Origin of the sequence: Pelagerythrobacter marinus (genome assembly GCF_009827515.1) — a bacterium.
GTDB lineage: Bacteria > Pseudomonadota > Alphaproteobacteria > Sphingomonadales > Sphingomonadaceae > Pelagerythrobacter > Pelagerythrobacter marinus.
Map to the genome: position 1 here is coordinate 21,833 of NZ_WTYO01000002.1, position 24,676 is coordinate 46,508.

The 24,676-nt window shown below is 68.1% G+C and carries 28 protein-coding genes, 1 tRNA gene and 1 pseudogene; 23 read left to right on the forward strand and 7 right to left on the reverse strand.

From position 1 onward, the window contains the following. Positions 1-67 precede the first annotated feature (67 nt). The 5 genes from GRI72_RS03890 to GRI72_RS03910 all read left to right on the forward strand — a co-directional run bounded on the left by GRI72_RS03890 (position 68) and on the right by GRI72_RS03910 (position 2,975). Positions 68-826: a F0F1 ATP synthase subunit A gene (locus GRI72_RS03890; RefSeq protein WP_160733205.1), complete on the forward strand. Its 759-nt coding sequence runs from the start codon at positions 68-70 to the stop codon at positions 824-826. Positions 827-873: 47 nt separating this feature from the next. Further along, positions 874-1,101: a F0F1 ATP synthase subunit C gene (locus GRI72_RS03895; protein ID WP_047805836.1), complete on the forward strand. Its 228-nt coding sequence runs from the start codon at positions 874-876 to the stop codon at positions 1,099-1,101. A 77-nt stretch (positions 1,102-1,178) separates the two neighbouring features. Further along, complete coding sequence (locus GRI72_RS03900) at positions 1,179-1,673, forward strand: F0F1 ATP synthase subunit B family protein (protein WP_160732650.1); 495 nt, start codon at positions 1,179-1,181, stop codon at positions 1,671-1,673. Further along, positions 1,666-2,229, forward strand: coding sequence for a F0F1 ATP synthase subunit B family protein (locus GRI72_RS03905; RefSeq protein WP_160732651.1), 564 nt, complete (start codon positions 1,666-1,668; stop codon positions 2,227-2,229). The genes GRI72_RS03900 and GRI72_RS03905 overlap by 8 nt, the downstream gene beginning before the upstream one ends. 128 nt (positions 2,230-2,357) lie before the next feature. Further along, positions 2,358-2,975 carry a flavodoxin family protein gene (locus GRI72_RS03910; RefSeq protein ID WP_160732652.1) on the forward strand — a complete coding sequence of 206 codons (618 nt, stop codon included), beginning with the start codon at positions 2,358-2,360 and terminating at the stop codon, positions 2,973-2,975. Positions 2,976-2,987: 12 nt separating this feature from the next. Here the strand turns inward: GRI72_RS03910 and gloB are convergent, their stop codons facing one another. The 3 genes from gloB to GRI72_RS03925 form a co-directional block, all read right to left on the reverse strand. Continuing rightward, on the reverse strand, positions 2,988-3,743 hold the full coding sequence (gene gloB / locus GRI72_RS03915) for a hydroxyacylglutathione hydrolase (protein WP_160732653.1): 756 nt from the start codon (positions 3,741-3,743) through the stop codon (positions 2,988-2,990). A gap of 112 nt (positions 3,744-3,855) precedes the next feature. Next, a complete protein-coding gene (gene rpsA / locus GRI72_RS03920) occupies positions 3,856-5,556 on the reverse strand; it encodes a 30S ribosomal protein S1 (RefSeq protein WP_160732654.1) in 1,701 nt (566 codons plus the stop codon). A 239-nt stretch (positions 5,557-5,795) separates the two neighbouring features. Further along, positions 5,796-6,245, reverse strand: coding sequence for a hypothetical protein (locus tag GRI72_RS03925; RefSeq protein WP_160732655.1), 450 nt, complete (start codon positions 6,243-6,245; stop codon positions 5,796-5,798). Positions 6,246-6,421: 176 nt separating this feature from the next. Here GRI72_RS03925 and GRI72_RS03930 point away from each other — a divergent pair, with 176 nt between their 5' ends. Beyond that, on the forward strand, positions 6,422-9,244 hold the full coding sequence (locus GRI72_RS03930; RefSeq protein WP_202388929.1) for an autotransporter family protein: 2,823 nt from the start codon (positions 6,422-6,424) through the stop codon (positions 9,242-9,244). A 58-nt stretch (positions 9,245-9,302) separates the two neighbouring features. Here the strand turns inward: GRI72_RS03930 and GRI72_RS03935 are convergent, their stop codons facing one another. After that, positions 9,303-9,929, reverse strand: a complete 627-nt coding sequence (locus GRI72_RS03935; protein WP_160732656.1) for a (d)CMP kinase — start codon at positions 9,927-9,929, stop codon at positions 9,303-9,305. Next, a complete protein-coding gene (locus tag GRI72_RS03940) occupies positions 9,926-10,219 on the reverse strand; it encodes a CBU_0592 family membrane protein (RefSeq protein WP_419880236.1) in 294 nt (97 codons plus the stop codon). The genes GRI72_RS03935 and GRI72_RS03940 overlap by 4 nt, the downstream gene beginning before the upstream one ends. Before the next feature lie 287 nt (positions 10,220-10,506). Here GRI72_RS03940 and GRI72_RS03945 point away from each other — a divergent pair, with 287 nt between their 5' ends. After that, complete coding sequence (locus GRI72_RS03945) at positions 10,507-10,827, forward strand: DMT family transporter (protein ID WP_160732657.1); 321 nt, start codon at positions 10,507-10,509, stop codon at positions 10,825-10,827. A gap of 4 nt (positions 10,828-10,831) precedes the next feature. Here GRI72_RS03945 and aroA read toward each other — a convergent pair whose 3' ends face one another. Beyond that, positions 10,832-12,145 carry a 3-phosphoshikimate 1-carboxyvinyltransferase gene (gene aroA / locus GRI72_RS03950; RefSeq protein WP_160732658.1) on the reverse strand — a complete coding sequence of 438 codons (1,314 nt, stop codon included), beginning with the start codon at positions 12,143-12,145 and terminating at the stop codon, positions 10,832-10,834. A gap of 205 nt (positions 12,146-12,350) precedes the next feature. On the opposite strand from aroA, the gene GRI72_RS03955 reads away from it, so the two are divergent. From GRI72_RS03955 to GRI72_RS03980, 6 genes are all read left to right on the forward strand, one after another. Beyond that, positions 12,351-12,677 carry a TIGR02300 family protein gene (locus GRI72_RS03955; protein WP_160732659.1) on the forward strand — a complete coding sequence of 109 codons (327 nt, stop codon included), beginning with the start codon at positions 12,351-12,353 and terminating at the stop codon, positions 12,675-12,677. A gap of 111 nt (positions 12,678-12,788) precedes the next feature. After that, positions 12,789-12,864 (forward strand) — tRNA-Ala (locus tag GRI72_RS03960). Positions 12,865-13,049: 185 nt separating this feature from the next. Next, a complete protein-coding gene (gene ffh / locus GRI72_RS03965) occupies positions 13,050-14,483 on the forward strand; it encodes a signal recognition particle protein (protein ID WP_160732660.1) in 1,434 nt (477 codons plus the stop codon). 40 nt (positions 14,484-14,523) lie between these two features. Then, complete coding sequence (rpsP, locus tag GRI72_RS03970; protein ID WP_160732661.1) at positions 14,524-15,003, forward strand: 30S ribosomal protein S16; 480 nt, start codon at positions 14,524-14,526, stop codon at positions 15,001-15,003. Positions 15,004-15,013: 10 nt separating this feature from the next. Beyond that, entirely contained in the window at positions 15,014-15,502 is a 489-nt protein-coding gene (gene rimM, locus GRI72_RS03975) for a ribosome maturation factor RimM (protein WP_160732662.1), read from the forward strand. Positions 15,503-15,557: 55 nt separating this feature from the next. Beyond that, positions 15,558-16,085 (forward strand): hypothetical protein, encoded by a 528-nt coding sequence (locus GRI72_RS03980; RefSeq protein WP_160732663.1) that lies wholly within the window; start codon positions 15,558-15,560, stop codon positions 16,083-16,085. On the opposite strand, the gene GRI72_RS03985 is transcribed toward GRI72_RS03980, so the two are convergent. Next, complete coding sequence (locus tag GRI72_RS03985; RefSeq protein ID WP_160732664.1) at positions 16,072-16,998, reverse strand: NAD(P)/FAD-dependent oxidoreductase; 927 nt, start codon at positions 16,996-16,998, stop codon at positions 16,072-16,074. The two genes, GRI72_RS03980 and GRI72_RS03985, sit on opposite strands and share 14 nt — an antisense overlap. A 42-nt stretch (positions 16,999-17,040) precedes the next feature. Between GRI72_RS03985 and trmD the strand changes: the two genes are divergently transcribed. The 10 genes and pseudogenes from trmD to GRI72_RS04035 all read left to right on the forward strand — a co-directional run bounded on the left by trmD (position 17,041) and on the right by GRI72_RS04035 (position 24,670). Continuing rightward, positions 17,041-17,883 (forward strand): tRNA (guanosine(37)-N1)-methyltransferase TrmD, encoded by an 843-nt coding sequence (gene trmD / locus GRI72_RS03990; protein ID WP_160733208.1) that lies wholly within the window; start codon positions 17,041-17,043, stop codon positions 17,881-17,883. After that, complete coding sequence (gene rplS, locus GRI72_RS03995; RefSeq protein ID WP_160732665.1) at positions 17,880-18,254, forward strand: 50S ribosomal protein L19; 375 nt, start codon at positions 17,880-17,882, stop codon at positions 18,252-18,254. Before trmD ends, rplS begins: the two co-directional genes overlap by 4 nt. Before the next feature lie 149 nt (positions 18,255-18,403). Further along, positions 18,404-19,429 (forward strand): aspartate-semialdehyde dehydrogenase, encoded by a 1,026-nt coding sequence (locus tag GRI72_RS04000; protein ID WP_160732666.1) that lies wholly within the window; start codon positions 18,404-18,406, stop codon positions 19,427-19,429. Positions 19,430-19,461: 32 nt separating this feature from the next. Further along, entirely contained in the window at positions 19,462-20,109 is a 648-nt protein-coding gene (locus GRI72_RS04005; RefSeq protein WP_160732667.1) for a 2-hydroxychromene-2-carboxylate isomerase, read from the forward strand. Continuing rightward, entirely contained in the window at positions 20,106-20,543 is a 438-nt protein-coding gene (locus GRI72_RS04010) for a GyrI-like domain-containing protein (protein WP_160732668.1), read from the forward strand. The genes GRI72_RS04005 and GRI72_RS04010 overlap by 4 nt, the downstream gene beginning before the upstream one ends. 64 nt (positions 20,544-20,607) lie before the next feature. Further along, positions 20,608-20,709 (forward strand): annotated as a pseudogene (locus GRI72_RS04015) (2-hydroxychromene-2-carboxylate isomerase); the annotation flags it as partial. Beyond that, a complete protein-coding gene (locus GRI72_RS04020) occupies positions 20,706-21,437 on the forward strand; it encodes a hypothetical protein (RefSeq protein ID WP_160732669.1) in 732 nt (243 codons plus the stop codon). The pseudogene GRI72_RS04015 and the gene GRI72_RS04020, both read left to right, overlap by 4 nt. Positions 21,438-21,449: 12 nt before the next feature. Further along, on the forward strand, positions 21,450-22,205 hold the full coding sequence (locus GRI72_RS04025; protein ID WP_160732670.1) for an alpha/beta fold hydrolase: 756 nt from the start codon (positions 21,450-21,452) through the stop codon (positions 22,203-22,205). 112 nt (positions 22,206-22,317) lie between these two features. Then, complete coding sequence (locus tag GRI72_RS04030; protein WP_160732671.1) at positions 22,318-24,165, forward strand: M2 family metallopeptidase; 1,848 nt, start codon at positions 22,318-22,320, stop codon at positions 24,163-24,165. Between the two features lie 61 nt (positions 24,166-24,226). Then, on the forward strand, positions 24,227-24,670 hold the full coding sequence (locus GRI72_RS04035) for an ATP-dependent zinc protease family protein (protein ID WP_160732672.1): 444 nt from the start codon (positions 24,227-24,229) through the stop codon (positions 24,668-24,670). Positions 24,671-24,676: the final 6 nt, after the last annotated feature.

A 24,676-nucleotide genomic window follows, 5' to 3' on the forward strand; every position in this document is an offset into this window, starting at 1 on the left:
CGAGCGCGAATGTTCATGAGGTAGGGACGTAACAGCCGTGGCAGCCGAACCGGCAAAGGTCGACCCGATGTACCAGTTCACGATCGAGCCGATGTTCGGCTCGCAGAACTGGGAACTGGCGGGCTATAACATCGCCTTCACCAACAGCGCGCTGTGGATGCTGATCACGACCGTGATCCTGGGCATCTTCGTATGGGGCGGGACGAAGCGCCAGCTCGTGCCCGGCCGCTGGCAGATGGCGGTCGAAACCTTCACCGGTTTCATCGACGACATGCTGGAAGCGAACATCGGCAAGGCCGGGCGCAAGTACGTGCCCTATGTCTTCTCGCTGTTCATGTTCATTCTCTTCGCCAACCTCCTCGGCCTCCTGCCGCTCGGCGTGGTCGGCCTCCACCCGTTCACTTTCACCAGCCATTTCACGATCACCGGCGTCCTGGCCGCGATCAGTTTCTCGATCGTCCTGATCGTCGGCTTCTGGAAGCACGGTTTTCATTTCTTCAGCCTGTTCGTCCCGCACGGGACCCCGCTGCCGATGATCCCGGCGATTTTCCTGATCGAACTGGTCAGCTTCGCCGTACGCCCGTTCAGCCTCGCGCTGCGGCTGTTCGTCGCGATGATGGCCGGTCACGTCCTGCTGGAGGTGCTTTCCAGCTTCGTGATCGACGGCACCAATGCCGGCGTCGGTTTCGCCGCGCTGGTCGGCCTGCCCAGCTTCCTGCTGATGATCGGCATCTGCGCGCTGGAAATCCTGGTCGCGGGCATCCAGGCCTACGTGTTCGCTCTCCTGACGTCGCTCTACATCAACGACGCCGAGAACCTTCACTGAGTTTTACCAACCCGAATTAACGTATTCGATCCAAAGGAGTTTTTGAAATGGACGTAGAAGCTGCAAAGCTGGTTGGCGCCGGTCTCGCCGCTATCGGTGCGGGCATGGCCGCGATCGGTGTGGGTAACGTGTTCGGCTCGTTCCTCGAAAGCGCGCTGCGCAACCCGGGTGCCGCCGACGGCCAGCAGGGCCGCCTGTTCATCGGCTTCGCCGCTGCCGAGCTTCTCGGCCTGCTGGCGTTCGTCGTGGCGATGATCCTGATCTTCGTCGCCTGATCGACCGATACCCGTCGCCGGCCGGGCCAGCCCCGGCCGGCACGCCTTTTTCCGCCTGACTTCCGGGACGTGCTTCGATGCCCCAGATAGCCCAGCTCGCAGATACCTATTCCAGCCAGATCTTCTGGCTGCTGGTGTTCTTCGGGATCGTCTTCTTCGTTGTCGGCCGGGGCATGGTGCCCAAGGTGATGGACACCGTTTCCCAGCGCGACAGCCAGATCGCCGCCGATCTTGCCGCTGCCGAGGCCGCGCGCAGCCAGGCGGACGAGGAAGAGGAAGCCTGGCGCAAGCGCGAGAACGAGAATCGCGCCGCCGCGCAGGCCCTGGTCGCCCAGGCCAAGGCGGATGCGGCCGCGGCCAGCGAAAAGAAGCTTTCGGCGGCGCAGAAGCGCCTCGATACCAAGCTGGCCAAGGCCGAAGCCGAGATTGCCGATGCGCGCAAGACGGCCCTGGCCGAAGTGGAAGACGTGGCGGCCGATGCGGCCCGCGACATCGTCCAGCGCCTTGCCGGGGCCAGCGTGACCCCGGCCAGCGCCAAGAAGGCCGTGAAGGAGGCCCTGAGCCATGGCTAACACGCCGGAAGTGTTCACGACCGACGAGACCGAGGCGCAGACCGTGATCGAACACGGTTCGGCCGAACACGTCGAGCCGGAGCTGTTCGGGCTGGCCCCGTTCCAGATCGTCGCGGTGGCGATGACCGTGCTGATCCTGATCGCGGTGTGGAAGAAAGTCCCCGGCATGATCGTCGGCGGGCTCGACAACAAGATCGCCGCGATCCGCCAGCAGCTCGACGAGGCGAAGACCCTTCGCGCCGAGGCCGAGGCCCTGCGCGACGAGTATCGCCGCAAGGTCGCCGGGGCGGAGAAGGACGCCGAGGCGATGCTCGACAACGCGCGCCGCGAAGCCGACGCGATCCTCGCCAAGGCGGAAGACGACAGCAAGGCGATGGTCGAACGGCGCAAGCGGATGGCCGAAGACAAGATCGCCGCGGCCGAGCGCGAGGCGGTGGAGGACGTGCGCAACCGCGCCGCCGCCGCCGCTGCCGAGGCTTCGCGCAAGCTGATCGCGCAGAAGCACGACGCCGACGCCGATCGCAAGCTGGCGGACGAACTGATCGCCAGCCTCTGATCGCCAACCTCTGATCGCCAACCTCTGATCGCCAGCCCCTGATCGCCAGCCTGCGGGCACCGCGCGCCGGCAAACGCCGGAACGATAGAAGGGCCGTGTGCTTCTTCCTGTGAAGACAGGAGAATCACATGGCCCTTTCCGCAATTGCCCTCAACTGCACGCTCAAGTCCTCCGGCGACGAGGCGAGCTCGACCGACGCGATGATTGCGGTGCTGCGCGATGCCTTCGCCCGGCACGACGTTACGCTGTCCGAAACGCTGCGCATCGCCGATTACAACGTCCTGCCCGGCGTCACGTCCGACGAGGGGGAGGGCGACGACTGGCCGCGGTTGCGGGAAAAGATCCTCGCCCACGACATCCTCGTCTTCGGCGGCCCGATCTGGCTGGGCCAGATCAGCTCGATCGCCAAGCGCGTGCTCGAACGGATGGACGCTTTCTTGAGCGAGACCGACGAGAAGGGGCGGATGCCCAGCTATTCCAAGGTCGCCGTCGCGGCGATCGTCGGCAACGAGGACGGCGCGCACTGGGCCTCGTCCCAGCTGTTCCAGTCGCTCAACGACACCGGGTGGACGATCCCCGCCGCCGCGGCCTGTTACTGGGTTGGCGAAGCGATGGGATCGACCGACTTCAAGGACCTCGACCAAGTTCCCGACAAGGTGTCCGAAACCGCCGCGATGGTGGCCGGCAATGCCGCGCACCTCGCCGGCCTGCTGAAGGACAGCCCCTACCCCGGGCAGGAAGGCTGAGCGCGCGCGCCGTCAGAACGCGTCCTTCGCGGCGCGCAGCGCGGCGAAAGTCTCGTGCGGGGCGTTGCCGCCCCAGCGATCGCGCAGGCCCGCGTCGTCGGCGCGGAGGAAGGGATTGGTCTCCAGCTCGCGCGAAAGCGGCATGGGCACGGTCGGTTCGCCTTTGGCGCGGCGCCGATCGATTTCCTCGGCATAACGGCGCAGGGCGGTATTGTCCGGGTCTGCATGGAGCGCGAAGCGCGCGTTGGCCTGGGTATATTCGTGCGCGCAATAGAGCGTGGTGTCGCGCGGAAGGGCCCTGATCCGCTCCAGGCTGGCCCAGAACTGTTCGGCCGTGCCCTCGAACATGCGCCCGCAGCCGAGCGCGAAGACGCTGTCGCCGACGAAGGCCATGCCGGCATCGGGCAGGTGATAGGCGACGTGCCCCTGCGTATGCCCGCCGACGTCGATCACCTGCGCCTCGTGCGTGCCGAGCGTGACCCGGTCGCCATCGGCCACGACACGATCGATCGGGGACAGCTTCTCCACTTCGCGCGGGGCGACGACCGTGGCGCCGGTCGCTTCGACGATCGCCGCGTTCCCGCCGGCATGGTCGGGGTGCCAGTGGGTGTTCCAGACCTGGGTGATGCGCCAGCCCTTCGCCGCCGCCTGGCGCAGGTATTCCGCGCCGTCGGGGGTGTCGATGCAGGCGGTTTCGCCGCTGGCGGGATCGTGCAGCAGGTAGCCGTAATTGTCGCCGAGACAGGGGAACTGGTGAACGTCGAGCATGGCGCCCATCCTAGGCCGGTGGCGCGCCATAGGAAAGGCCCGCCTGCCGCGGGGCAGACGGGCCTTCCGACAGGTTCGGCACCCCCGCCCTCGCGGGGGCGCCGGTCCCGGATCAGTCTTTCTTCTTCAGCGCTTCGCCGAGGATGTCGCCGAGCGACGCGCCGCTGTCGGACGAACCGAACTGCGCCACGGCTTCCTTCTCTTCGGCGATCTGGCGCGCCTTGATCGAGAAGTTCGGCTTCTTCGAACGGTCGAACCCGGTGACCATGGCATCGACCTTCTGGCCCGGCTGGAACCGGTCGGGGCGCTGCTCGTCGCGGTCGCGGCCGAGGTCCGAACGCTTGATGAAGCCGGTCGCACCGTCTTCGCCGACCTGCACTTCCAGTCCACCGTCGCGCACTTCGAGCACGGTGACGGTGACGGTTTCGCCCTTGCGCAGGCTGCCCGAAGCGCCCGCCTCGCTCGGCGCACCCTTTTCGAGCTGCTTCATGCCCAGGCTGATGCGTTCCTTGTCGACATCGACGTCGAGAACGACCGCCTCGACCTGTTCACCCTTGCGGTGCAGCGCCAGCGCGTCTTCGCCCGAGATGCCCCAGGCGATGTCCGACATGTGGACCATGCCGTCCACGTCGCCGTCGAGGCCCACGAACAGGCCGAACTCGGTGGCGTTCTTGACTTCGCCCTCGACCTTCGAGCCGATCGGGTGCTTCTCCGCGAATTCTTCCCACGGATTGCGCTGGGCCTGCTTGAGGCCGAGCGAGATGCGGCGCTTCTCGCTGTCCACTTCCAGCACCATGACTTCGACTTCCTGCGAGGTCGAAACGATCTTGCCCGGGTGGACGTTCTTCTTGGTCCAGCTCATCTCGGACACGTGGACGAGACCCTCGATGCCCGGCTCCAGCTCCACGAAGGCGCCGTATTCGGTGATGTTGGTGACGGTGCCGGTCAGCTTCGCGCCGACCGGGTACTTGGCGCCGACGCCTTCCCACGGATCGCTTTCGAGCTGCTTCATGCCCAGGCTGATGCGCTGGGTTTCCTCGTTGATGCGGATGATCTGGACGGTGACCGTCTGGCCGATCTCGATGATCTCGCTCGGGTGGTTGACCCGCTTGTAGCTCATGTCGGTGACGTGGAGGAGGCCGTCGATCCCGCCCAGGTCCACGAAGGCGCCGTAGTCGGTGATGTTCTTGACGACGCCGTCGATCACCTGGCCTTCGGACAGCTTGTCGATCAGCTCGCTGCGCTGTTCGGCGCGGGTTTCTTCCAGCACCGCGCGGCGCGAGACGACGATGTTGCCGCGGCGGCGATCCATCTTCAGGATCTGGAACGGCTGCGGCATGTCCATCAGCGGGGTAACGTCGCGCACGGGGCGGATGTCCACCTGGCTGCCGGGCAGGAAGGCCACGGCGCCGTCGAGGTCGACGGTGAAGCCGCCCTTGACCCGGCCGAAGATGCGCCCTTCGACGCGCTTGCCTTCGCCGAATTCGTTTTCGAGCTTGTCCCAGGCGGCTTCGCGGCGGGCGCGGTCGCGGCTGAGCATCGCCTCGCCCTCGGCGTTCTCGACGCGGTCGACGTAGACTTCGACTTCGCTGCCGACTTCGAGCCCGTGCTCGTCATCGACGCGCATGAATTCCTTGAGGTTGACGCGGCCTTCGCTCTTCAGGCCGACGTCGATCACGGCCATGCCGTTTTCGATCGCGGTAACGGTGCCCTTGACGACGCGGCCTTCGAAGCCTTCGTCGCCGGCGCCGCCGAGCTGTTCGTTGAGCAGCGCCTCGAAATCGGCGCGCGTGGGATTGGCGGAAGTTGCCATAGAGTTGGTGATCCTGTTCACGTTTTGCTTCCGGCCACCGGTTTTACCGGGGTCTTTCACCGCTTCCGCCGCACTATTGCGACGGCTGGCGGGGCAAGAGGGCCGCTGCCGCACGGGCCGGATGCCTTCGCGCGGGTCCTGTCAATCGAACGATCAAGAGAACGGGCGCGCGCCTAGATCACGCGCGGGCAGATTGCAAGGTTTTTGGGCCGGGCCGCCGGCGGTGCGAGCCGCGCGGATCAGAGTTTGGAAATTATGCCGTAGGCCGCGTCGTCGGTCCGCTTGCCCACGGCCGTGCTGCCGCGCGGGCAGCCGGTGGCCGCGAGCGCCGTGCCGAGGTGCGCGCGGGCCCGCGCGATCGAGGCCTTGAGCGCGGCCCCGTCTTGCCCGCGCGCGGCCTCGAGCAGCGAGCGGGCACGGTCGAGCTCGGCCCGTATCGCCGCGTCGTCGCGGCACTTGACCGTCAGCGTCCGGCCCAGCCGCGCGCGGTCCATGGCCTGGCGCTGGGCCTGCGCGCCGACGCGGTCGGCGGGGCTGGCCTCTTCACCGTCTTCGCCAAGCGCCTCCTCGTCGGCGTCCTGGGTCTTGGTCTGGGTAACGGCGATCAGCTTGTCGATGCCGCTTTTCTGCGCCTGCGCGGCGGTGGCGGGTGCGGCGAGCGCTGCGGCCGCGAGCACGATGCGAAGCATTGTCCGATCCTTTCTGCTGCCCGCCCGTGCATAGCACGAAACGCCCGGAGGCGGGAGCGAAGGGAGCGAGGTGCGAAGTGTGCCGTGCAACGAATTGATAACGCTTGCCCGTCAGCGTCCCCCGGTGAAGCGCCGGCGCGAAGACCGGCCGCCAGCGGTGCAGGGGAGAAATCGATATGCGTGCAATGGCCGATCGTCGTCGCAACGGGGCGCTCGCCGGGGGGCTGCCCCGCCGGGCGGGGCACAGGCCCTGGCTGATGGCGGGCGCGGCCGGCATTGCGCTGTGCCACGCGGCGCCGGCGCAGGCGGACTGCGACTTCGTGCCCACGGCGGGCGACGACACTTACGTCTGCGACAGCGGCAGCTCGGCCGGCGGCCTCGACGATTTCGGCGGCGACAACACGCTGACTTTCCCGGCCGGCGGATCGGGGACGGTCGCTGGCGACGTGAACTTCGGCGGCGGGGCCGATGCGATCGTCATGGAATCGGGCACGATCGCGGACGCCGTCCACCAGGGCGACGGCGACGACCGGTTCGAGATCGCCGAAGGCACGGTGACCGGCAATGTCCAGCAGGGCGACGGGCTGGACGACTTTGCGATGACCGGCGGCCAGATCGATTCGCTCAACCAGGGCGGGGATCTCGACACGTTCTTCATGTCGGGCGGTCGGATCGTCGATGCCTTCGACGACGGCGATCACGCCGTCATGACCGGGGGCCGGATCGGCCGGGTCAACCTGAAGCTGGCCGACAACGTGTTCGACATGTCGGGCGGGACGATCGATCGCAACCTCGTCGCGGGCTTCGGCGACGACACGATCGTCCTCTCGGGCGGCACGATCGGCGGCAATATCAGCGTTTCGGGCGGAACCGACAGCGTCACGATCACCGGCGGCTCCGTCGGCGGGGAAATCCGCATGAGCTCGGGTGACGATCTGCTGACCTGGGACGGGGGCGGCATCGTCCACGGCGCGATCGACATGAGCCGCGACGACGACAGCGCCGTGCTCGCCAACCTGACCGACGCGAACCTTGGCGCCGTGCCCGAAATCGCGGGCGGCGACGGGGTGGATGCGCTGACGCTCGCCAACGTGACGACCGGCGAAGTCGCGCGCTTCACCGGCTGGGAAACGATCGCGCTGACCGACGATACCGAGATCGCCTTTGCCGGCACGCTCGTGCTGGGTGACGTGGGCACCGGCACCGGGACCCTGACGATCGATGCTTCCAGCACGCTGTTCGGCGGCGGCGGGCACGCCGGCGTGGCGGGGTTCGCCGCGGGCGCGACGGCCATGCTGGTCAACGCCGGGCGGATCGACCTGACCGGTGGCGGTTCCGGCCCCGGCGACACCTTCACCGTGGCCGGCGATTACGTGGGGGAGGGCGGCCTGTTGCTGCTCGACACGGTCCTGGGCGACGACAGCTCGCTGTCGGACCGGCTGGTGATCGACGGGGGCACCGCGACCGGCACGACCGGCGTGACGATCCTCAACGCCGGCGGCGCGGGCGCCGAAACGACCGCCGACGGCATCCTGGTGGTCGAGGCGCTCAACGGGGCGAGCACGGCCAGCGGGGCATTCGCGCTCAATCACCGGGTCGCGATCGGCGCGTTCGAGTATTTCCTCTTTCGCGGCGGCCTGTCGAACGGCACGGGAGAGAACTGGTATCTGCGCTCGACCCTGGCGAACCCGCCGGCCGACGTGGCGCAGCCCGAGCCGGCGCCGGCGCCGCCGCCCAACCAGCCGCCCCCTCCGCCGCCGCCGCCGGTCGCACCGGAGCCGCCGGCCCCGCCGCCGGCACCGGTTCCGCCGCCGCCGCCGCTGCCGCCCGAGCCGACCCCGGCGGACCCCGATCCGGTCGATCCCGCGCCCCCGGTCGAAGAGGGCGCCCCGCCGCCGCCCGCGCCGCCACCGCCCGCACCTGCGCCGCAGCCCGATCCCCCGCCGCCGCCGCCGCCCGTGCCGGAAGACCCCGCGCCGGTGCCGGTGGCCGGGGCCCCGGTCGCGCCGCCCACCCCCGGCGCCACCGCCGACACGCGCGAGATCGTGCCGCTCTATCGGCCCGAAGTCCCGGCCTTCGTCGCGCCGGTCGCGGTCATGCATCACCTGTCGCACCTGTCGCTCGGTACGTTTCACGAGCGGCGCGGCGAGCAAGGGATCTTGCGCGGCGGGGGCATCCTGCCCGCGACCTGGGGCCGGCTGTTCGCCGAGGACAGCGAGATCAAGTGGCGCGGCGACGTCGCGCCCTCGTTCGACGGCGATTTCTCGGGCTTCCAGGTCGGCCAGGACCTCGTCGGCCTGGGCGGGGAAGGGGGCGACACGCTGCGCCTCGGCATCTTCGGCGGCCGGATCACCGGCGACGGCACGGTGCGCGGCCGCTCGATCGGCTGGAACGATCTCACTGTCGGACAGGTCGAGGTGCGCAGCACGACGCTGGCCGGATATGCCAGCGTGGTCGGGGCCGATGGCTGGTACGTCGATGCGGTCTTCGCGCACAACTGGTTCGAAGGCGGCGCCTCGGCCGATACGGGCATGGCGATCGACCTCGACGGGACCGGGCTCGCCGCCACGCTGGAGGCCGGTTACCCGCTCGCGCTCTCGCCCCGCTGGACCCTCGAGCCGCAGGCCCAGATCGAGTGGCGCGAGGTGCGGCTGGACGACCGCGAGGACGCCTTCTCCACGATCGGCTACGCGCGCGGCGACGCGTTGGCCGGGCGTCTCGGCCTGCGGCTGGCGGGCGACTATGGCGAGGGCGGGGCGCGGATACTGCCCTATGTCCACGCCAGCGTGCTGCACGGCCTTTCGGGCAGCCAGGCGGTGCGGTTCGGCAGCGATGCGATCCGGACCGACTTCGACCGCACCGCGTTCGAGGGCGGGGCCGGCGTCGTCGCCCGGCTGGGCAATGTCGCGCTGCACCTGAAGGGCGATTACGCGCTCGACGCGGGCGGCCCGCGCAACCGGCGGCTGAGCGGCACGGCGGGGCTGACGATCGCCTGGTGACCGCGCCGCCGGCCCGGCGCGTTGGCCTGGCCCGGGCAAGCCGGGCGGTCCAGCCGGCCTAGGCGGCGTCCAGCGCGGTCCGCGCCGCTTCGATCGCGGCGGCGATCGCCTGGTCGCGGTCGAGCGCGGAAGTATCGATCACCAGCGCGTCGGGCGCGGCGACCAGCGGGGCATCCTTGCGCTCCATGTCGCGCGCGTCGCGGCGGCGCAGGTTGGCGGCGATGTCCTCCAGCGTCGCCTCCGCGCCGCGGTCGTGCATTTCCTGCCACCGGCGGAGCGCGCGCGCCTCGACGCTGGCGGTCACGAACAGCTTCACTTGCGCTTCCGGTGCGATCACCGTGCCGATGTCGCGCCCGTCGAGCACGGCGCCGCCGGGGCGCGTGGCGAACGTGCGCTGCCGTTCGAACAGCGCCTGGCGCACGACCGGGTGGATCGAGACCCGGCTCGCCAGCCCGCCGGTATCCTCGTCGCGCAAGTGCGGATCGGCCAGCAGCGCATCGGGAAAGGCGGTTGCCGCCAGCGCGTCGGCCGGATCGTCCGGGTCGCCCCCGTCGAGGAAGACCTGCCGCCCGACCGCGCGGTAGAGCAGCCCGGTGTCGAGATGCGGCAGGCCGAAATGCGCGGCCAGCGCGCGCGCGATCGTGCCCTTGCCCGAGGCGGTGGGGCCATCGACTGCGATGATCATTGCCGTTCTCCTTTCCCGGCGGCCGTGCGGGCCGCGGGGCGCCGCGCGAAGAAGGCCTTGACCAGGCCGTAGACCGCGATCGCGGCCCAGAACCCTTCGAGCACCAGGCTGGCGAGGTTGGTATAGACCAGCAGCGAGATCGTCAGCAGCGCCGCGCCGAGCAGGTTCGTGCCGTGCTGCACGAACGGGTCGGGATTGTCGCGCACGGTCTGGTAGGCATAGGCCGCGATGATGCAGGCCATTCCGGCGAAGCCGATGTAATTGGCCAGCTCCGGCCCGGGGTAGGGCAGGCCCAGTTCGGCGCCGAGCGACCAGGCCGGCGTGGCCTGGCTGCCTTCGGGAATGCCGTTGCCGGCCATGGTCATTGCTGTCGCTCCTGCAAATTGCGCGGGCCGCGCGATCGGCTGCGGGGCCCGTTGGGATCCCGTTCGGGCCCTTAAAGACCCGTTCAAGGATTGAGAACCGCAAAGGCGCACCCTATCTGGCAGGCGCGCCGGCCACGTCCGCGCGTGCCCCCTCGCGGGCGATCAAGACCGGGACGGCCCGGCAGTCGCTGCAATGGAACGAAGGGGCTGCCATGGCCTGGATATTTCTGTTTGTCGCCGGCCTGCTGGAAACGGTCTGGGCCTATTCGATGAAGCTTTCTGACGGGTTCACCCGGCCGGTCGCCTCGATCGTCACGATCGTCGCCATGATCTTCAGCTTCGCCCTCCTGGCCCTGGCCATGCGGGCGCTGCCGCTGGGCACGGCCTATACGATCTGGACCGGGATCGGGGCGGTCGGGGCTTTCGTGCTCGGCATCGTCCTGCTGGGCGAGGCGGTGACGCCGATGCGCCTGTTCGCCGCGGGCCTGATCGTCTCGGGCATCGTGCTGATGAAGCTGTCCAGCCCGGCGTGATGCGCTAGCGCGCGTCCGCCGTCCCGGTCGCGCGGGCAAGCAGGTCGGTGAAGGCCGGGAAACTGGTCGCGATCGGGCGCGTGTCGTCCACTTCCACCCCGGCCCGGCTGGCAAGGCCGGCGACGGCCATGCTCATCGCGATCCGGTGGTCGAGATGGGTGGCGACCGCGGCGGCGGGCTCGGTCCCCGCCAGCGGTTCGCCCGCCGTGCCCGCGACGACCAGCCCGTTTGCGCTTTCCTCCACCCGGGCGCCGGCGGCGGCGAGCGCGGCGGCCATGGCCGAGAGGCGATCGCTTTCCTTCACCCGCAGTTCCTCCAGCCCGCTGGTGCGGGTCGTGCCCTCGGCCAGCGCGGCGGCCACGAACAGGATGGGAAACTCGTCGATCATGCTCGGCGCGAGCGCCGGATCGACGTCGATCCCGCTCAGCGGGGCATGGCGCACGCGCAAGTCGGCGACCGGCTCCCCGCCCACGGTGCGCGGGTTTTCTTCCGTGATGTCGGCGCCCATCTGGCGCAGGACGCCGACCAGGCCGGCGCGCGTGGGGTTGAGGCCGACGTTCTCGATCGTCAGGTCGCTGCCTTCGACCAGGCTCGCCGCGACCAGGAAGAAGGCCGCGGACGAGGGATCGCCGGGAACCTCGATCGCCCGGGGCGAAAGCTCCGCCTCGCCGTGCAGGCGGATGATCCGCTCGCCGCCGATCTCCTCGACATCGATCTGCGCGCCGAAGCCGCGCAGCATCCGTTCGGAGTGGTCGCGCGTCGGCACCGGCTCGATCACCGTGGTGATGCCCGGGGTGTTGAGCCCGGCGAGCAGCAGCGCGCTCTTCACCTGGGCGCTGGCGACGGGCAGGCGATATTCGATCGGCACCGCCGGGCACAGCCCCTCCACCGTCAGCGGGAGACGTCCGCCGGGCGAGGCGGTGAAGCTCGCGCCCATTTGCGAAAGCGGCTCGATCACGCGGCCCATCGGGCGCTTCGTCAGGCTGGCGTCGCCGGTCAGCACGGCGGTGATCGCGTGGCTCGCGAACAGACCCATCAGCAGCCGGGTGGACGTGCCCGAATTGCCCATGTCGAGCGCGCCTTCTGGTTGCAGCAGCGCGCCCACGCCGACGCCGTGGATCGACCAGGTATCGCCCTGCTTCTCGATCCGCGCGCCGCAGGCCCGCATCGCGGCGGCGGTGGCCAGCACGTCTTCGCCCTCCAGCAGCCCGCTGGCCCGGGTTTCGCCCACCGCCAGCGCGCCCAGCATCAGCGCGCGGTGGCTGATCGACTTGTCGCCCGGCACGCGAATTGTCCCGCGCAGGGGGGAAGAGGGCATGAAGCGGCGGGGGCGGGGCTGCGCGTGCAAGAGAGATCCTTCACCAGGCGGGGCGAACGGCCGCGGCTTTTGACAGCGCGATTGCCCTATGGCAAGGCGCGCGCCGCATGCGGTGCGCTCTTGATTCCCGTTGCGGCCGCACCCATCACGTTACACTTTCGGATTTCTGCCCCGTCGTGGCGGCGGGCGACGTTAAGGATTGACAATGGCCAAGCCAGAATGGGGCACGAAGCGTACGTGCCCGAAGTGCGGTGAACGTTTCTACGACCTGGGCAAGGACGACCCGGTCACCTGCATCGAGTGCGGCGAGGAATGGACCCCCGAACCGGTGCTGAAGACCAAGCAGCCGATTCCGTTCGAGGAAGAGGAAAAGAAGGACAAGGAAGCCGACAGCGACCTGGGCGGCGACGACCTCGAGGATATCGACGTCGACGACGATCAGGATTCGCCCGACAACGAGGTGGATCTCGGCGGCGACGACGATCTCGGCGTTTCCAAGGGCAAGGGCGACGACGAAGAGGAAGACAGCTGAACTTTTCCGCGAAATCGCACTTGCCAAGCCGGGCCGCTCTCAATAAAGGGCGGCCCTCCCGCTTCGGCGGGCCGGTTCGCCACCCAGTGCGCGCCGGAACATGACTGGAACGGGGCCGTAGCTCAGCTGGGAGAGCGCTACAATGGCATTGTAGAGGTCAGGGGTTCGATCCCCCTCGGCTCCACCAGTTACCGGATCTGCCGACATCCGGCCATCGGGGCCTTCGCGCCGCCGCTGACCGGATCTCGACATACCCGGATAGGAATTTGGGTTTACAAGGGGTTCGCCCCACGCTGGCCGACGAGGTTTCGTCCGCCGGCGTTTTTCGCGTTTGGCCCGCCGACCGGGCCGCAGACCTTTATGGAGTAGGCGATGTTCGACAACCTGTCCGACCGGCTCGGCAACGTGTTCGACCGCCTGCGTGGTCGCGGGGCGCTGTCGGAACAGGACGTGCGCGATGCGATGCGCGAAGTGCGCGTCGCGCTGCTCGAAGCCGACGTCGCGCTGCCGGTCGTGCGCCGCTTCATCGATGCCGTGACCGAGAAGGCGATCGGGACCGAGGTTCTCAAGTCGGTCACCCCCGGCCAGCAAGTCGTCAAGATCGTCAACGACGAGCTGGTCGAGATGCTCGGCGGGGAAGAGGTCGAAGGCCTCACGCTCGAGGCGAAGCCCCCGGTCGTGATCATGATGGTCGGCCTCCAGGGCTCGGGCAAGACCACGACGACCGCCAAGCTGGGCAAGCTGCTGAAGGAACGTCACGGCAAGAAGGCCCTGATGGCCTCGCTCGACGTCAATCGCCCCGCGGCGCAGGAGCAGCTGGCGGTGCTGGGCGAGCAGGTGAGCGTGGCGACGCTGCCGATCGTCGCCGGGCAGCAGCCGGTCGATATCGCCCGCCGGGCGATGGAATCGGCGAAGCTGCAATCGGCCGACGTCCTCCTGCTCGACACCGCCGGCCGCCTGCACGTGGACGAGGCATTGATGGCCGAGATGAAGGCCGTCGCCGGCGTCTCCACGCCGACCGAGGTCCTGCTGGTGGTCGATTCGCTGACCGGGCAGGACGCGGTCAACGTCGCCAGAAGCTTCACCGAGGAAGTGCCGCTGACCGGCGTCGTGCTGACCCGGATGGACGGCGATGCGCGCGGCGGCGCCGCGCTCTCGATGCGGCATGTCACGGGCAAGCCGATCAAGTTCGCCGGCACGGGCGAGAAGCTCGACGCGATCGAGGCCTTCGATCCCAAGCGCGTGGCCGGCCGCATCCTCGGCATGGGCGACGTCGTCAGCCTGGTCGAGAAGGCGGCGGCGACGATCAAGGAGGAAGAGGCCGAGGCCATGGCCAAGCGCATGGCCAAGGGGCAGTTCGACCTCAACGACCTGCGCACCCAGCTGCGCCAGATGCAGAACATGGGCGGCCTGGGAATGCTGGCCGGGATGCTGCCCGGGATGAAGAAGGCCAAGGCGGCGCTGTCGCAGTCGGGGATGGACGACAAGGTCCTTGTCCACATGGACGCGATCATCGGGTCGATGACGCCCAAGGAACGCGCCAACCCGGCGCTGATGAACGCCAAGCGCAAGAAGCGCGTCGCGGCCGGCAGCGGCCTGCAGGTGCAGGACGTGAACAAGCTGCTCAAGATGCACCAGGAAATGAGCCGCGCGATGAAGCAGATCAAGAAGATGGGTGGCCTCAAGGGGCTCGGCGCGCTGCTGGGCAGCGGCGGCATGGGCGCCGCCATGCCCGGCCTGGGCGGCCCGGGCGCGGGGCCGGGCGGGATGCCTGGGCTTCCCGGCCTCCCTGGATCGAAGAAATAATTCGTTTATTCAGAAATTTACTTTGGAAAGGTAACGTACAATGGCAATTGCACTTCGTCTCTCGCGCGGTGGCGCGAAGAAGCGGCCCTATTACCGCATCGTCGCGGCCGACAGCCGCAAGCCGCGCGACGGCCGCTACCTGGAGCAGATCGGGACCTACAATCCGCTGCTCGCCAAGGACGACGAGAAGCGCGTCCAGCTGAACGAGGACCGCGCCCGTTACTGGCTGAGCGTCGGTGCCCAGCCGAGCGACCGCGTCGCCCGCTTCCTCGACGCCGCCGGTATCCGCGAGCGTGCCGCGCGCAACAACCCGAACAAGGCCGAGCCGGGCGAGAAGGCCAAGGAACGCGCCGAGGAAAAGGCCGCGAAGCTGGCCGAGGCCGAGGAAGCCAAGAAGGCGGCCGAGGAAGAGGCCAAGGCCGCTGCCGAAGCACCGGCCGAGGAAGCGCCGGCCGAGGACGCTGCTGGCGAGGAAGCGCCGGCCGCCGACGAATCGAGCGAAGAGAAGTCGGAAGGCTGAGCGCCTCGCGATGAACGACAGGCCCGTCACCCTTGCCGCCGTCGCCGGCGCGCATGGCGTGACGGGCGAAGTCCGCCTCAAGCTGTTCGGCGACGGGGTGGATTCGCTGCGCGCGCACGAGGCCTTCAACGATGGCGCGCTGACATTGCTGAAAGTCCGCAGCGACAGGAAGGGCGGGGCGATCGCCCGCTTCGCCGAGGTTGCCGATCGTGCCGCGGCCGAGCGCCTGCGCGGCACCGCCCTCACCGTTCCACGCAGCGCGCTGCCCGCGCTCGACGACGGCGAGTACTACCACGCCGACCTGCTGGGCCTTTCCGCCCAGACCGAGGGTGGCGAGCCGCTCGGCACCGTCGTCGCGGTCGAGAACTTCGGCGCGACCGACCTGGTCGAGATCGAGCGGCCCGATGGCAAGCGGTTCATGGTGCCGCTGATCGACGCGGCCGTTCCCGGCTGGGACGCGGCGCGCCTGGTCGTCGCCGCCGCTTTCGCGGAGCAATAGCCGGCACCCGGCGAGATTTTGCGGAACTGCGGCGCTGCTCCCTCGCTGAAAGGGCATGATACAGCGACCGATCGTGACCGCCTTGCCCTTCCTCCTCGCGCTTGCCGCCTGCGGCGCGCCGGAACCCTCCGGCGAACCGGCCGATGCCGGTGCCGACACCGATGCCGGCGCGATTGACGATATCGACCGCCCGGCAGGCTCTCCCGACAACGCGCCGGCGGAGCCTGCGCGCGATCGCGACCCGGCGCGGACCGGCAGCATTCCGCTCACCGCGTCCTACGTGCGTGGTTCGTGGGTCGCCAAGGGCGTCGAGGCCGACTGCGACCGGCCCGATTTCCAGGTCCGCGCCAATCGCGGCGGCGACCACGTGATCGAAACCAGCGTCAACGGCATCCCCGCCACCGGGCGCGTCGCCCTGGGCGAAGACCCGGCCCTGCGCTGGGACGAGGGGATTCCGCCGCTTCCGATCGCGGCGCGCGGCCCCGACGGGCTAGCCGTCATGCCGTCGTCCGGCGAACGCGAGGTGACGCTCGCCGGTCAGCCGATCACCGGGGACGGCGTGGTCTTCGTCAAGTGCGGCTGACGGGCTGACGGCGGAGCGGGCGTTCGCGCGCCAGGTGGTTGCGGATCGTCGTCGCGGCGACCCCGGCCTGGCCCATCGCGTGGCTGATCTGGTCGAGCCCGATCACCACGTCGCCGGCAGCGAACAGGCCGGGCACGCTCGTTTCCAGGTGATCGTCGACCGCGATACAGCCATCCTCGCTCGTCCCGGCCCCGGCCAGCCCCGCCAGCTCGGAGCGGACATGGGTGCCGAGCGCCGGATAGACGCTTTCGAAGGACATGCGCCGTTCGGCCGTGTCGAAAGCCAGCCGATCGCCCTCGATCGCGAAGCCGCCGCAGGGGCCGGGAACGCGGGCGATCCCCGCGTCGTCGAGCCGGGCCGAGCACTCCGCGTCGAGGTCGTGGTCGCCGTGGGGGCTGACGAGCGTCAGATCGGCGGTGAAGCCGCGCAGGAACAGCGCTTCCGCCGTGCCATGCTTTCCGGTGCCGATCACCGCGACCTTGCGGTCGGTGACCTCGTATCCGTCGCAGACCGGGCAATAGCGGATCAGCCCGCGAGCGAGCGCGGCGTCGTGCAGCTCGTCGGCCAGGGCATCGGGCCGGCGGTTGACGACCCCGGTGGCGAGCAGGACGGTGCGCGCGGTAAAGGTTCCCGCCGCGGTGCCCACGGTGAAGCGGTCGCCGGCCTTGGCCAGATGCTCGACCCGCGTTTCCTCGCGCAGGGCGCCGTACTTGCGCGCCTGCGCGTTCATCCGGCGCAGAAGCTCCTTGCCCGCGATCCCGTCGGGATAGCCGGCATGGTTGTGGGTGCACGGTATCCAGGCCGCGCGGCTGGTGCCGCAGTCGAACAGCCGGATCGAGAGATGATAGCGCGCGAGATAGATCGCCGCGGTCAGGCCGGCCGGGCCGGCGCCGATGATGATGCAGTCGTCCATCCTGCTTGCTAATCCCCTTCCGCCTGGCGCATGGGCGTGGTCATGACTTTTGCCGCCACCATTCTAACGCTCTATCCCGAGATGTTTCCCGGGCCGCTCGGCGTTTCGCTGGCCGGGCGCGCGCTGGAGCGGGGCGACTGGGCCTGCGAGAGCGTGCAGATCCGCGATTTCGCCACCGACCGGCACCGCACGGTGGACGACACGCCGGCCGGGGGCGGGGCGGGCATGGTGCTGAAGGCCGACGTGCTGGCGAGGGCGCTGGATTCGGTGCTGGCGAAGCCCTCTCCCCTCCGGTGGAGAGCGTTGGGAGAGGGGGCCGCGGCACAGGTAGCGGGCGACCCCCTCCCCCCGACCCTCTCCCGTGAAGGGGAGGGAGAGAGGCCCATCCTCGCCATGACGCCGCGCGGCGAGCCGATCACGCAGGCGCGGATTCGCGAGCTGGCGGCGGGCCCGGGCGTGGTGATCCTGTGCGGCCGGTTCGAGGGGTTCGACGAGCGCCTGTTCGAAGCGCGGCCGCAGATCGAGCAGGTCAGTCTCGGCGACGTGGTGCTCTCGGGCGGAGAGCCGGCCGCGCTGGCGATTCTCGACGCTTGCATTCGCCTGCTTCCGGGCGTAATGGGCGCGGCTTCGAGCGGGGCCGAGGAATCCTTCGAGGAAGGGCTTCTCGAATACCCGCAATATACCCGACCTGTCGAATGGGAAGGGCGCAGGATCCCTGAAGTGCTGCGATCGGGGGATCATGCGAAGATCGCGGCGTGGCGCAGGCAACGCAGCGAGGATGACACACGGTCACGCAGGCCGGACCTTTGGGAGCGTTACTGTGACGCTCGGGACCGACCTGCCTCTGGCGCGCAGCGAAAAGACGTAGGAAGACCAGGCAAATGAACCTGATCCAGCAGCTCGAGGCCGAAGCCATCGAGAACCTCGGGAAGGACATTCCCGAATTCCGCGCCGGCGACACCGTGCGCGTCGGCGTGAAGGTCGTCGAAGGCACGCGCGAGCGTGTGCAGAATTTCGAAGGCGTGGTGATCGCCCGTTCGAACCGCGGCATGGGTTCGAACTTCACCGTGCGCAAGATGAGCTTCGGCGAAGGCGTGGAGCGCGTGTTCCCGCTCTATTCGCCGGTCGTGGACAGCATTACCGTGGTTCGCCGCGGCGTCGTGCGCCGGGCGAAGCTCTACTACCTGCGCGGCCGCACCGGTAAATCGGCCCGCATCGCCGAGCGCCGCGACAGTCGCCCGACCGCGAAGGCCTGACAGCCTCCGACCGGGAACGAGACAAGCGAAGGGGCGCTCCGGCACAGGGTCGGGGCGCCCCTTTTGCTTGGCCCGGCACAATTTCAATTGCGGTTGCGCGCGCCCCGCGGGGCGCTAGGCACGCGACCGGAACCAGCTAGGAGCAGCAGATGGGATATCGGGTGGCAATCGTCGGCGCGACCGGGAACGTCGGGCGCGAGATGATGCAGATTCTCGCCGAGCGCGAGTTTCCCTGCGACGAAGTGGCCGCGGTGGCCAGCTCGCGTTCGGTGGGGACCGAGGTCGAATTCGGTGACACCGGCAAGATGCTCAAGTGCAAGAACATCGAGCATTTCGATTTCACCGGCTGGGACATCGCCCTGTTCGCCGCCGGCAGCGGCCCGGCGAAGGAATATGCGCCCAAGGCGGCCGCCGCCGGCTGCGTGGTGATCGACAATTCCTCGCTCTACCGGATGGAGCCGGACGTGCCGCTGATCGTGCCGGAGGTGAACCCCGACGCGATCGACGGCTATACCGCGCGCAACATCATCGCCAATCCCAACTGCTCGACCGCGCAGCTCGTCGTCGCGCTCAAGCCGCTGCACGACGCGGCGACGATCAAGCGGGTCGTCGTCAGCACGTACCAGTCGGTGTCCGGCGCGGGGAAAGCGGGGATGGACGAGCTGTTCGAACAGAGCCGCGCGATCTTCGTCGGCGACCCGGTCGATCCGAAGAAGTTCACCAAGCAGATCGCCTTCAACGTCATCCCGCACATCGACGTCTTCTTGGACGACGGTTCGACCAAGGAAGAATGGAAGATGGTGGTCGAGACCAAGAAGATCCTCGATCCGAAGGTGAAGCTCAACGCCACCTGCGTGCGTGTGCCGGTCTTCGTCGGCCATTCCGAAGCGGTCAATATCGAGTTCGAGAGCGAGCTTTCGGCCGAGGCGGCGATGGATATCCTGCGCGAGGCGCCGGGAATCATGCTCGTCGACAAGCGCGAGGACGGCGGATACGTCACCCCGGTCGAGAGCGCGGGCGACGGCGCGACCTATATCAGCCGCGTGCGCGAAGACCCTACGGTCGAGAACGGCCTGACGCTGTGGTGCGTCAGCGACAACCTGCGCAAGGGCGCCGCGCTCAACGCGGTGCAGATCGCCGAACTGCTCGGCCGGCGGCACCTGAAGAAGGGGTGACGCGCGCCGGGCCTTGCGGCACAAGGCGCCGCATGACCCTGTCCGCCGAACTCTATTTCAGCTTCCGCAGCCCGTACAGCTACCTCGCCATCGGCCGCTATCGCGCGATGGCGAGGGACTGCGCGGTGGATATCTCGCTGCGTCCCGTCTATCCGCTGGCCATCCGTCAGCCGGATTTCTTCGAGCGCAATCATCCGAACTGGCTGCAATACACCTTTCTCGACATGGCGCGCGTGGCACAGTTCCACGACATCCCCTTCGCCCTGCCGCGCCCCGATCCGATCGTGCAGGACGTGGCGACCCGCCGGATCGCGCCCGAGCAGCCCTATATCCGCCGGATCACGCGGCTGGGGCAGGCGGCGGCGCGGCGGGGCCGGGGGTTGGCCTTCGCGCACGAGGCCGCGCAGCTGATCTGGGGCGGGGCGGAAAACTGGCACGAGGGCGATCACCTCGCCGGGGCGGCAGAGCGGGCCGGGCTCGACCTCGCCGAGCTGGACCGCGAGGTGGCGGCCGAGCCCGAAACGCTCGACGCCGAGATCGCGGCGAACCAGCAGGCGCTGGAGGATGCCGGCCACTGGGGCGTGCCGACGCTGGTTTTCGACGGCGAGCCGTTCTTCGGGCAGGACCGGATCGCCATCGCCCGGTGGAGGATGGAGCAGAAGGGACTGGAGAAACGATGACCGCGATGCTGACCGAACATCCGCCCCGCCGCCTGGCGGGCCTGGCATGGGAAGGAACATATGCCGAGGCGGCGGCGGGCGCCATTCGCCGACTGATGGAGGAGCTGGAGAGCAAGCTGGGAGAGCGCCCGGAGACGCTCTGGGGCGTTTCGTGGGAGGATCGCCCCGACGGCTTCCGCCATTTCGTCGGGATTGAATCGGAAGAGGTCGTGCCGGGGCTGGAGAGCCTCGATCTGCCTGCCCTGTCCAGCCTGAGCGCCGACCACGCGGGCGGCGACGCCACCGGCGTCTATGGCGAATTGCAGGCGACGCGCGACGCGCGCGGCCTGGCCCGGCGGCCCGGCGGGCCGGACATGCTCGACGAACATCACCGCGACGGATCGCCGCCGATGCGCGCGCACCTCGTCGTCTCGCAGCGCGACAGCGATCGATAGGTCCGGCATGGGCGAGCTTTCACACCAGACGGTCACCGCGTTCGACGGCACCGAGCTGGCCGTTGGGGTGCCCACGCTGGTTATCGACGGGGAGCCGTTCTTCGGCCAGGACCGGATCGCAATGGCGCAATGGCGGATGGAACAGAAAGGGCTTGTGGAACGGTGAACTGGGAGAGATTTTTCTTCTGTCTCGGTCGTTTCAACGCGGTGGCCATTGCGTTGATCGTGATCGGATCCGCGATCCTGATGTTGCTTTCTGGCTATTGGCCATACTCAGATGATAGCCGGACCGAGGGAAGACCCTACGGTTCGGAACACAACAAAATCTCTCGGTTGATAGGGCAAGGGATCGACACCGCTGACGGTCAACTCGTTGCATACTACGAGGAAGGCGATGACAATGAACGCGATGATCTTGGAGGAGTTACGCTAGTGAATCCAAAATCGGGCGAATCTGTCGAACTTGCGGTGAGCCCACAAGATTCGCTCATAATGTTCGAACTGATCTTCGATCATGGGGGTGAAGAGCCCAAGGTTGTCGGTTACGTAGCTTCGGTCGCGAGTTCTTCTCAGTATCCTCAGGGGCGAGCCGATTTGATCGTTGGCGCTTTGCCTGCGATGACCCGCACTGTAGTCGCAGAAGATGTACGGTACGTCGATCTGCCGACAGTTCGAGGCAACAATACGGTCGGAATGATTGTCTGGCCCACAGAAGATGACGCGAAGGTGATTGGTGTCGACTTGATCACTGGACGAATCATCGACAGCGCAAAAATCGCACTGCCAGCACCTCGATCGAACACGCTGTCGCACGGACCTGGCGTTGCCGACGATCCCGGGTTACGGCGTGATCCGGGATACGGTAGGGCTCCGGTGAGTGTCTTTGAACACTGACCCATGGATCGAATGGATACGCAAAGAAGTTTTTCGTTTTCTTCGTTCGACGGCACCGAACTGGCCGTCCACCGGATGGGAGCGGGGCGCCCGGTCCTGCTGCTCCACGGCCTGTTCTCGAGCGCGGAGATGAACTGGGTCCGCTTCGGCCACGCGGGCAAGCTGGCGGACGCGGGGTTCGAGGCGATCATGCCCGACTTGCGCGCGCACGGGGCAAGCGGCAAGCCGCACGACCCGGAAAGCTATCCGCCCGGTGTCCTGGCGCGCGATGTCGCGGCGCTGGTCGCCGCGCTGGAGCTGGACGATTACGATCTCGTCGGGTTCTCGCTCGGCGCCCGCACCGCGGCCCGTTCCGTGATCGAGGGGCAGCGCCCTCGCCGCCTGGTGCTGGCCGGCATGGGGCTGGAGGGGCTGGCCGGGTGGAATCGCCGGGCCGCCTATTTCATCGATGCGATCGACCGTTTCGACCAGGTGAAGCGCGGCGATCCCGCCTTCATGCCGGTCAGTTTCATGAAGACGATGAAGATCGACCGCGTCGCCGCGCGGCTGCTGTTGCAGGCGGTGGACGACACCGACCCGGGGGAACTGGCGCGGATCACGATGCCCACGCTCGTCCTGTGCGGGGACAAGGACGACGACAACGGCTCCGCCGAACGGCTGGCGGCGACTTTGCCCGATGCCCGCCACGTCACGATTCCCGGCACGCACATGGGCTCGGTAACCGAGGGGGCGCTGGGCGACGAACTGGTCGCCTTTCTCGGCGGCTGAGGTTCCGGCTGGCGGGCCGACGCGCCTATCGGCTTGATTCACCTCGCGCTGCGGCTAACAAACCGGTATCTGCGGAAACCGCATTGCCGATCGAGAGAGGACCGCCACCGCCATGAAATTCGCATCCGTCGCACTCGCCGCGCTCGCCGTATCGCTTGCCACGCCTGCCGCCGCGCAGCAGGGGGGCCAGGAAAGCGCCGCCGCCACCGCGCACTACCCGATGACGCCCGAAGGCGCGGCCGAATGGGTCGAGATGGTCGAACAGGACCTGTTCGACTACTCGGTGCGCGCGAGCCGGGTCTACTGGGTGAACGCCACCTACATCACGCACGACACCAATGCGCTCGCGGCGCAAGTGGGGGCCGAGGGGACGGAGAAGTCGGTCAACTACGCGCTCGAGGCGGCGAAGTTCGCGCAGGTCGAAGGGCTCGACCCCGATGTCGCGCGCAAGCTTGACATCCTGCGCAACGGGATCGTCCTGCCCGCTCCGACGACCGAGGGCGCGGCGGGCGAGCTGAACCGGATCGCGACCGACCTGCAGAGCCAGTACGGCAAGGGCAAGGGCACGCTGAACGGGGAGCCGATCTCCGGCTCCGACATCGAGGCCGAGATGGGCAATCTCGACCACACGCCCGAGGAATATGCCGAGATGTGGGCCAGCTGGCACGACAATGTCGGCGCGCCGATGAAGGAGGACTACGCCCGCCTGGTCGAGATCGCCAACGAGGGCGCGGCCGAGCTCGGCTTCGACAATGTCGGGGCGATGTGGCGTTCGGGCTACGACATGGACCCGGGCGAATTCACCGCCGTGACCGACCGCCTGTGGGAAGAGACCCGCCCGCTCTACGAGGCGCTGCACACTTACGTCCGCTGGAAGCTGAACGAGAAATACGGCGATGCGGTCCAGCCGCCTGCCGGGCCGATCCGCGCCGACCTGCTGGGCAACATGTGGGCCCAGGAATGGGGCAACATCTACCCGCTCGTCGCGCCCGAGGGCGCGGGCGAACTCGGATACGACATCGGCGAACTGCTCGAAGCGCAGGGCAAGGGCCCGCTGGACATGGTCAAGGCGGGCGAGGACTTCTTCTCCTCGCTCGGCTTCGAACCCCTGCCGGAGACGTTCTACGAACGCTCGATGTTCACCAAGCCGGCCGACCGCGAGGTCGTCTGCCATGCCAGCGCATGGGACATCGACAACAAGGACGATATCCGGATCAAGATGTGCATCAAGGTGAACGCCGACGATTTCGTCACGATCCACCACGAGCTGGGCCACAACTATTACCAGCGCGCCTACAAGGACCAGCCCTATCTCTACCTGAACGGCGCGAACGACGGTTTCCATGAGGCGATCGGCGACATGATCGCGCTGTCGATCACGCCCGAATACCTGGTGCAGATCGGCCTGCTCGATCGCAGCCAGGTGCCGGGAGCGGACAAGGACATCGGCCTCCTGCTCCGGCAGGCGATGGACAAGGTCGCCTTCCTTCCCTTCGGCCTGCTGGTGGACAAGTGGCGCTGGGGCGTGTTCGACGGTTCGATCAGCCCGGCGGAATACAACACCGCCTGGGTCGACCTGAAGCGCGATTACCAGGGGATCGAGCCGCCGGTGGAGCGCCCGGCCGATGCCTTCGATCCGGGCGCGAAGTACCACATCCCCGGCAACACACCCTACATGCGTTACTTCCTCGCGCGGATCCTGCAGTTCCAGTTCTACGAGGCAGCGTGCAAGCAGGCCGGATGGGACGGGCCGCTGCACCGCTGCAGCTTCTACGGCAACGAGGAAGTCGGCCGCAATCTCAACGCGATGCTGGAAATGGGCGCGAGCAAGCCCTGGCCCGACGCTCTGGAGGCCTTCACCGGCACGCGCGAGATGAGCGCGCGGCCGATGCTCGAATATTTCGCCCCGCTGAAGGCATGGCTGGACGAGCAGAACAAGGGCAAGCCCTCCGGATGGTGAGCGTGCCGGCGGGCGGGTGCGGCGGCCGGGCGATGCGCGCTTGAGCGGCCCGGAAACGCGCATGGCGACGGTGGGCTGGCGCGAGCTGGTCCACCTGCCCGAACTGGGGCTGCACAATGTCCCGGCCAAGATCGACACGGGGGCGCGGACATCCTCGCTCCATGGCGTCGTGCTGGAGAAGTTCGCACGCGACGGCGCGGAATACGTGCGTTTCGCGGTCGATTTTGAACGCCAGCACGTCCGCCAGGTGTGCGAGGCGGTGCACGTCGACAGGCGCGGCATCACCAGTTCCAACGGCAAGACCCAGTTTCGCTATGTCATCAAGACGCCACTGAGGATCGGTAATCTCGAATTCCGTGCCGAGATCAGCCTTGCCGATCGTTCGGACATGAAATTCCCGATGCTTGTCGGCCGTTCTGCGCTAAGGTGCCGGTTCGTCGTCGACTCGGGGCATTCGTGGCTTCAAACCCCCGGGCTCGAGGTGGAAAAAGGCTACAAACCATGATCTTGC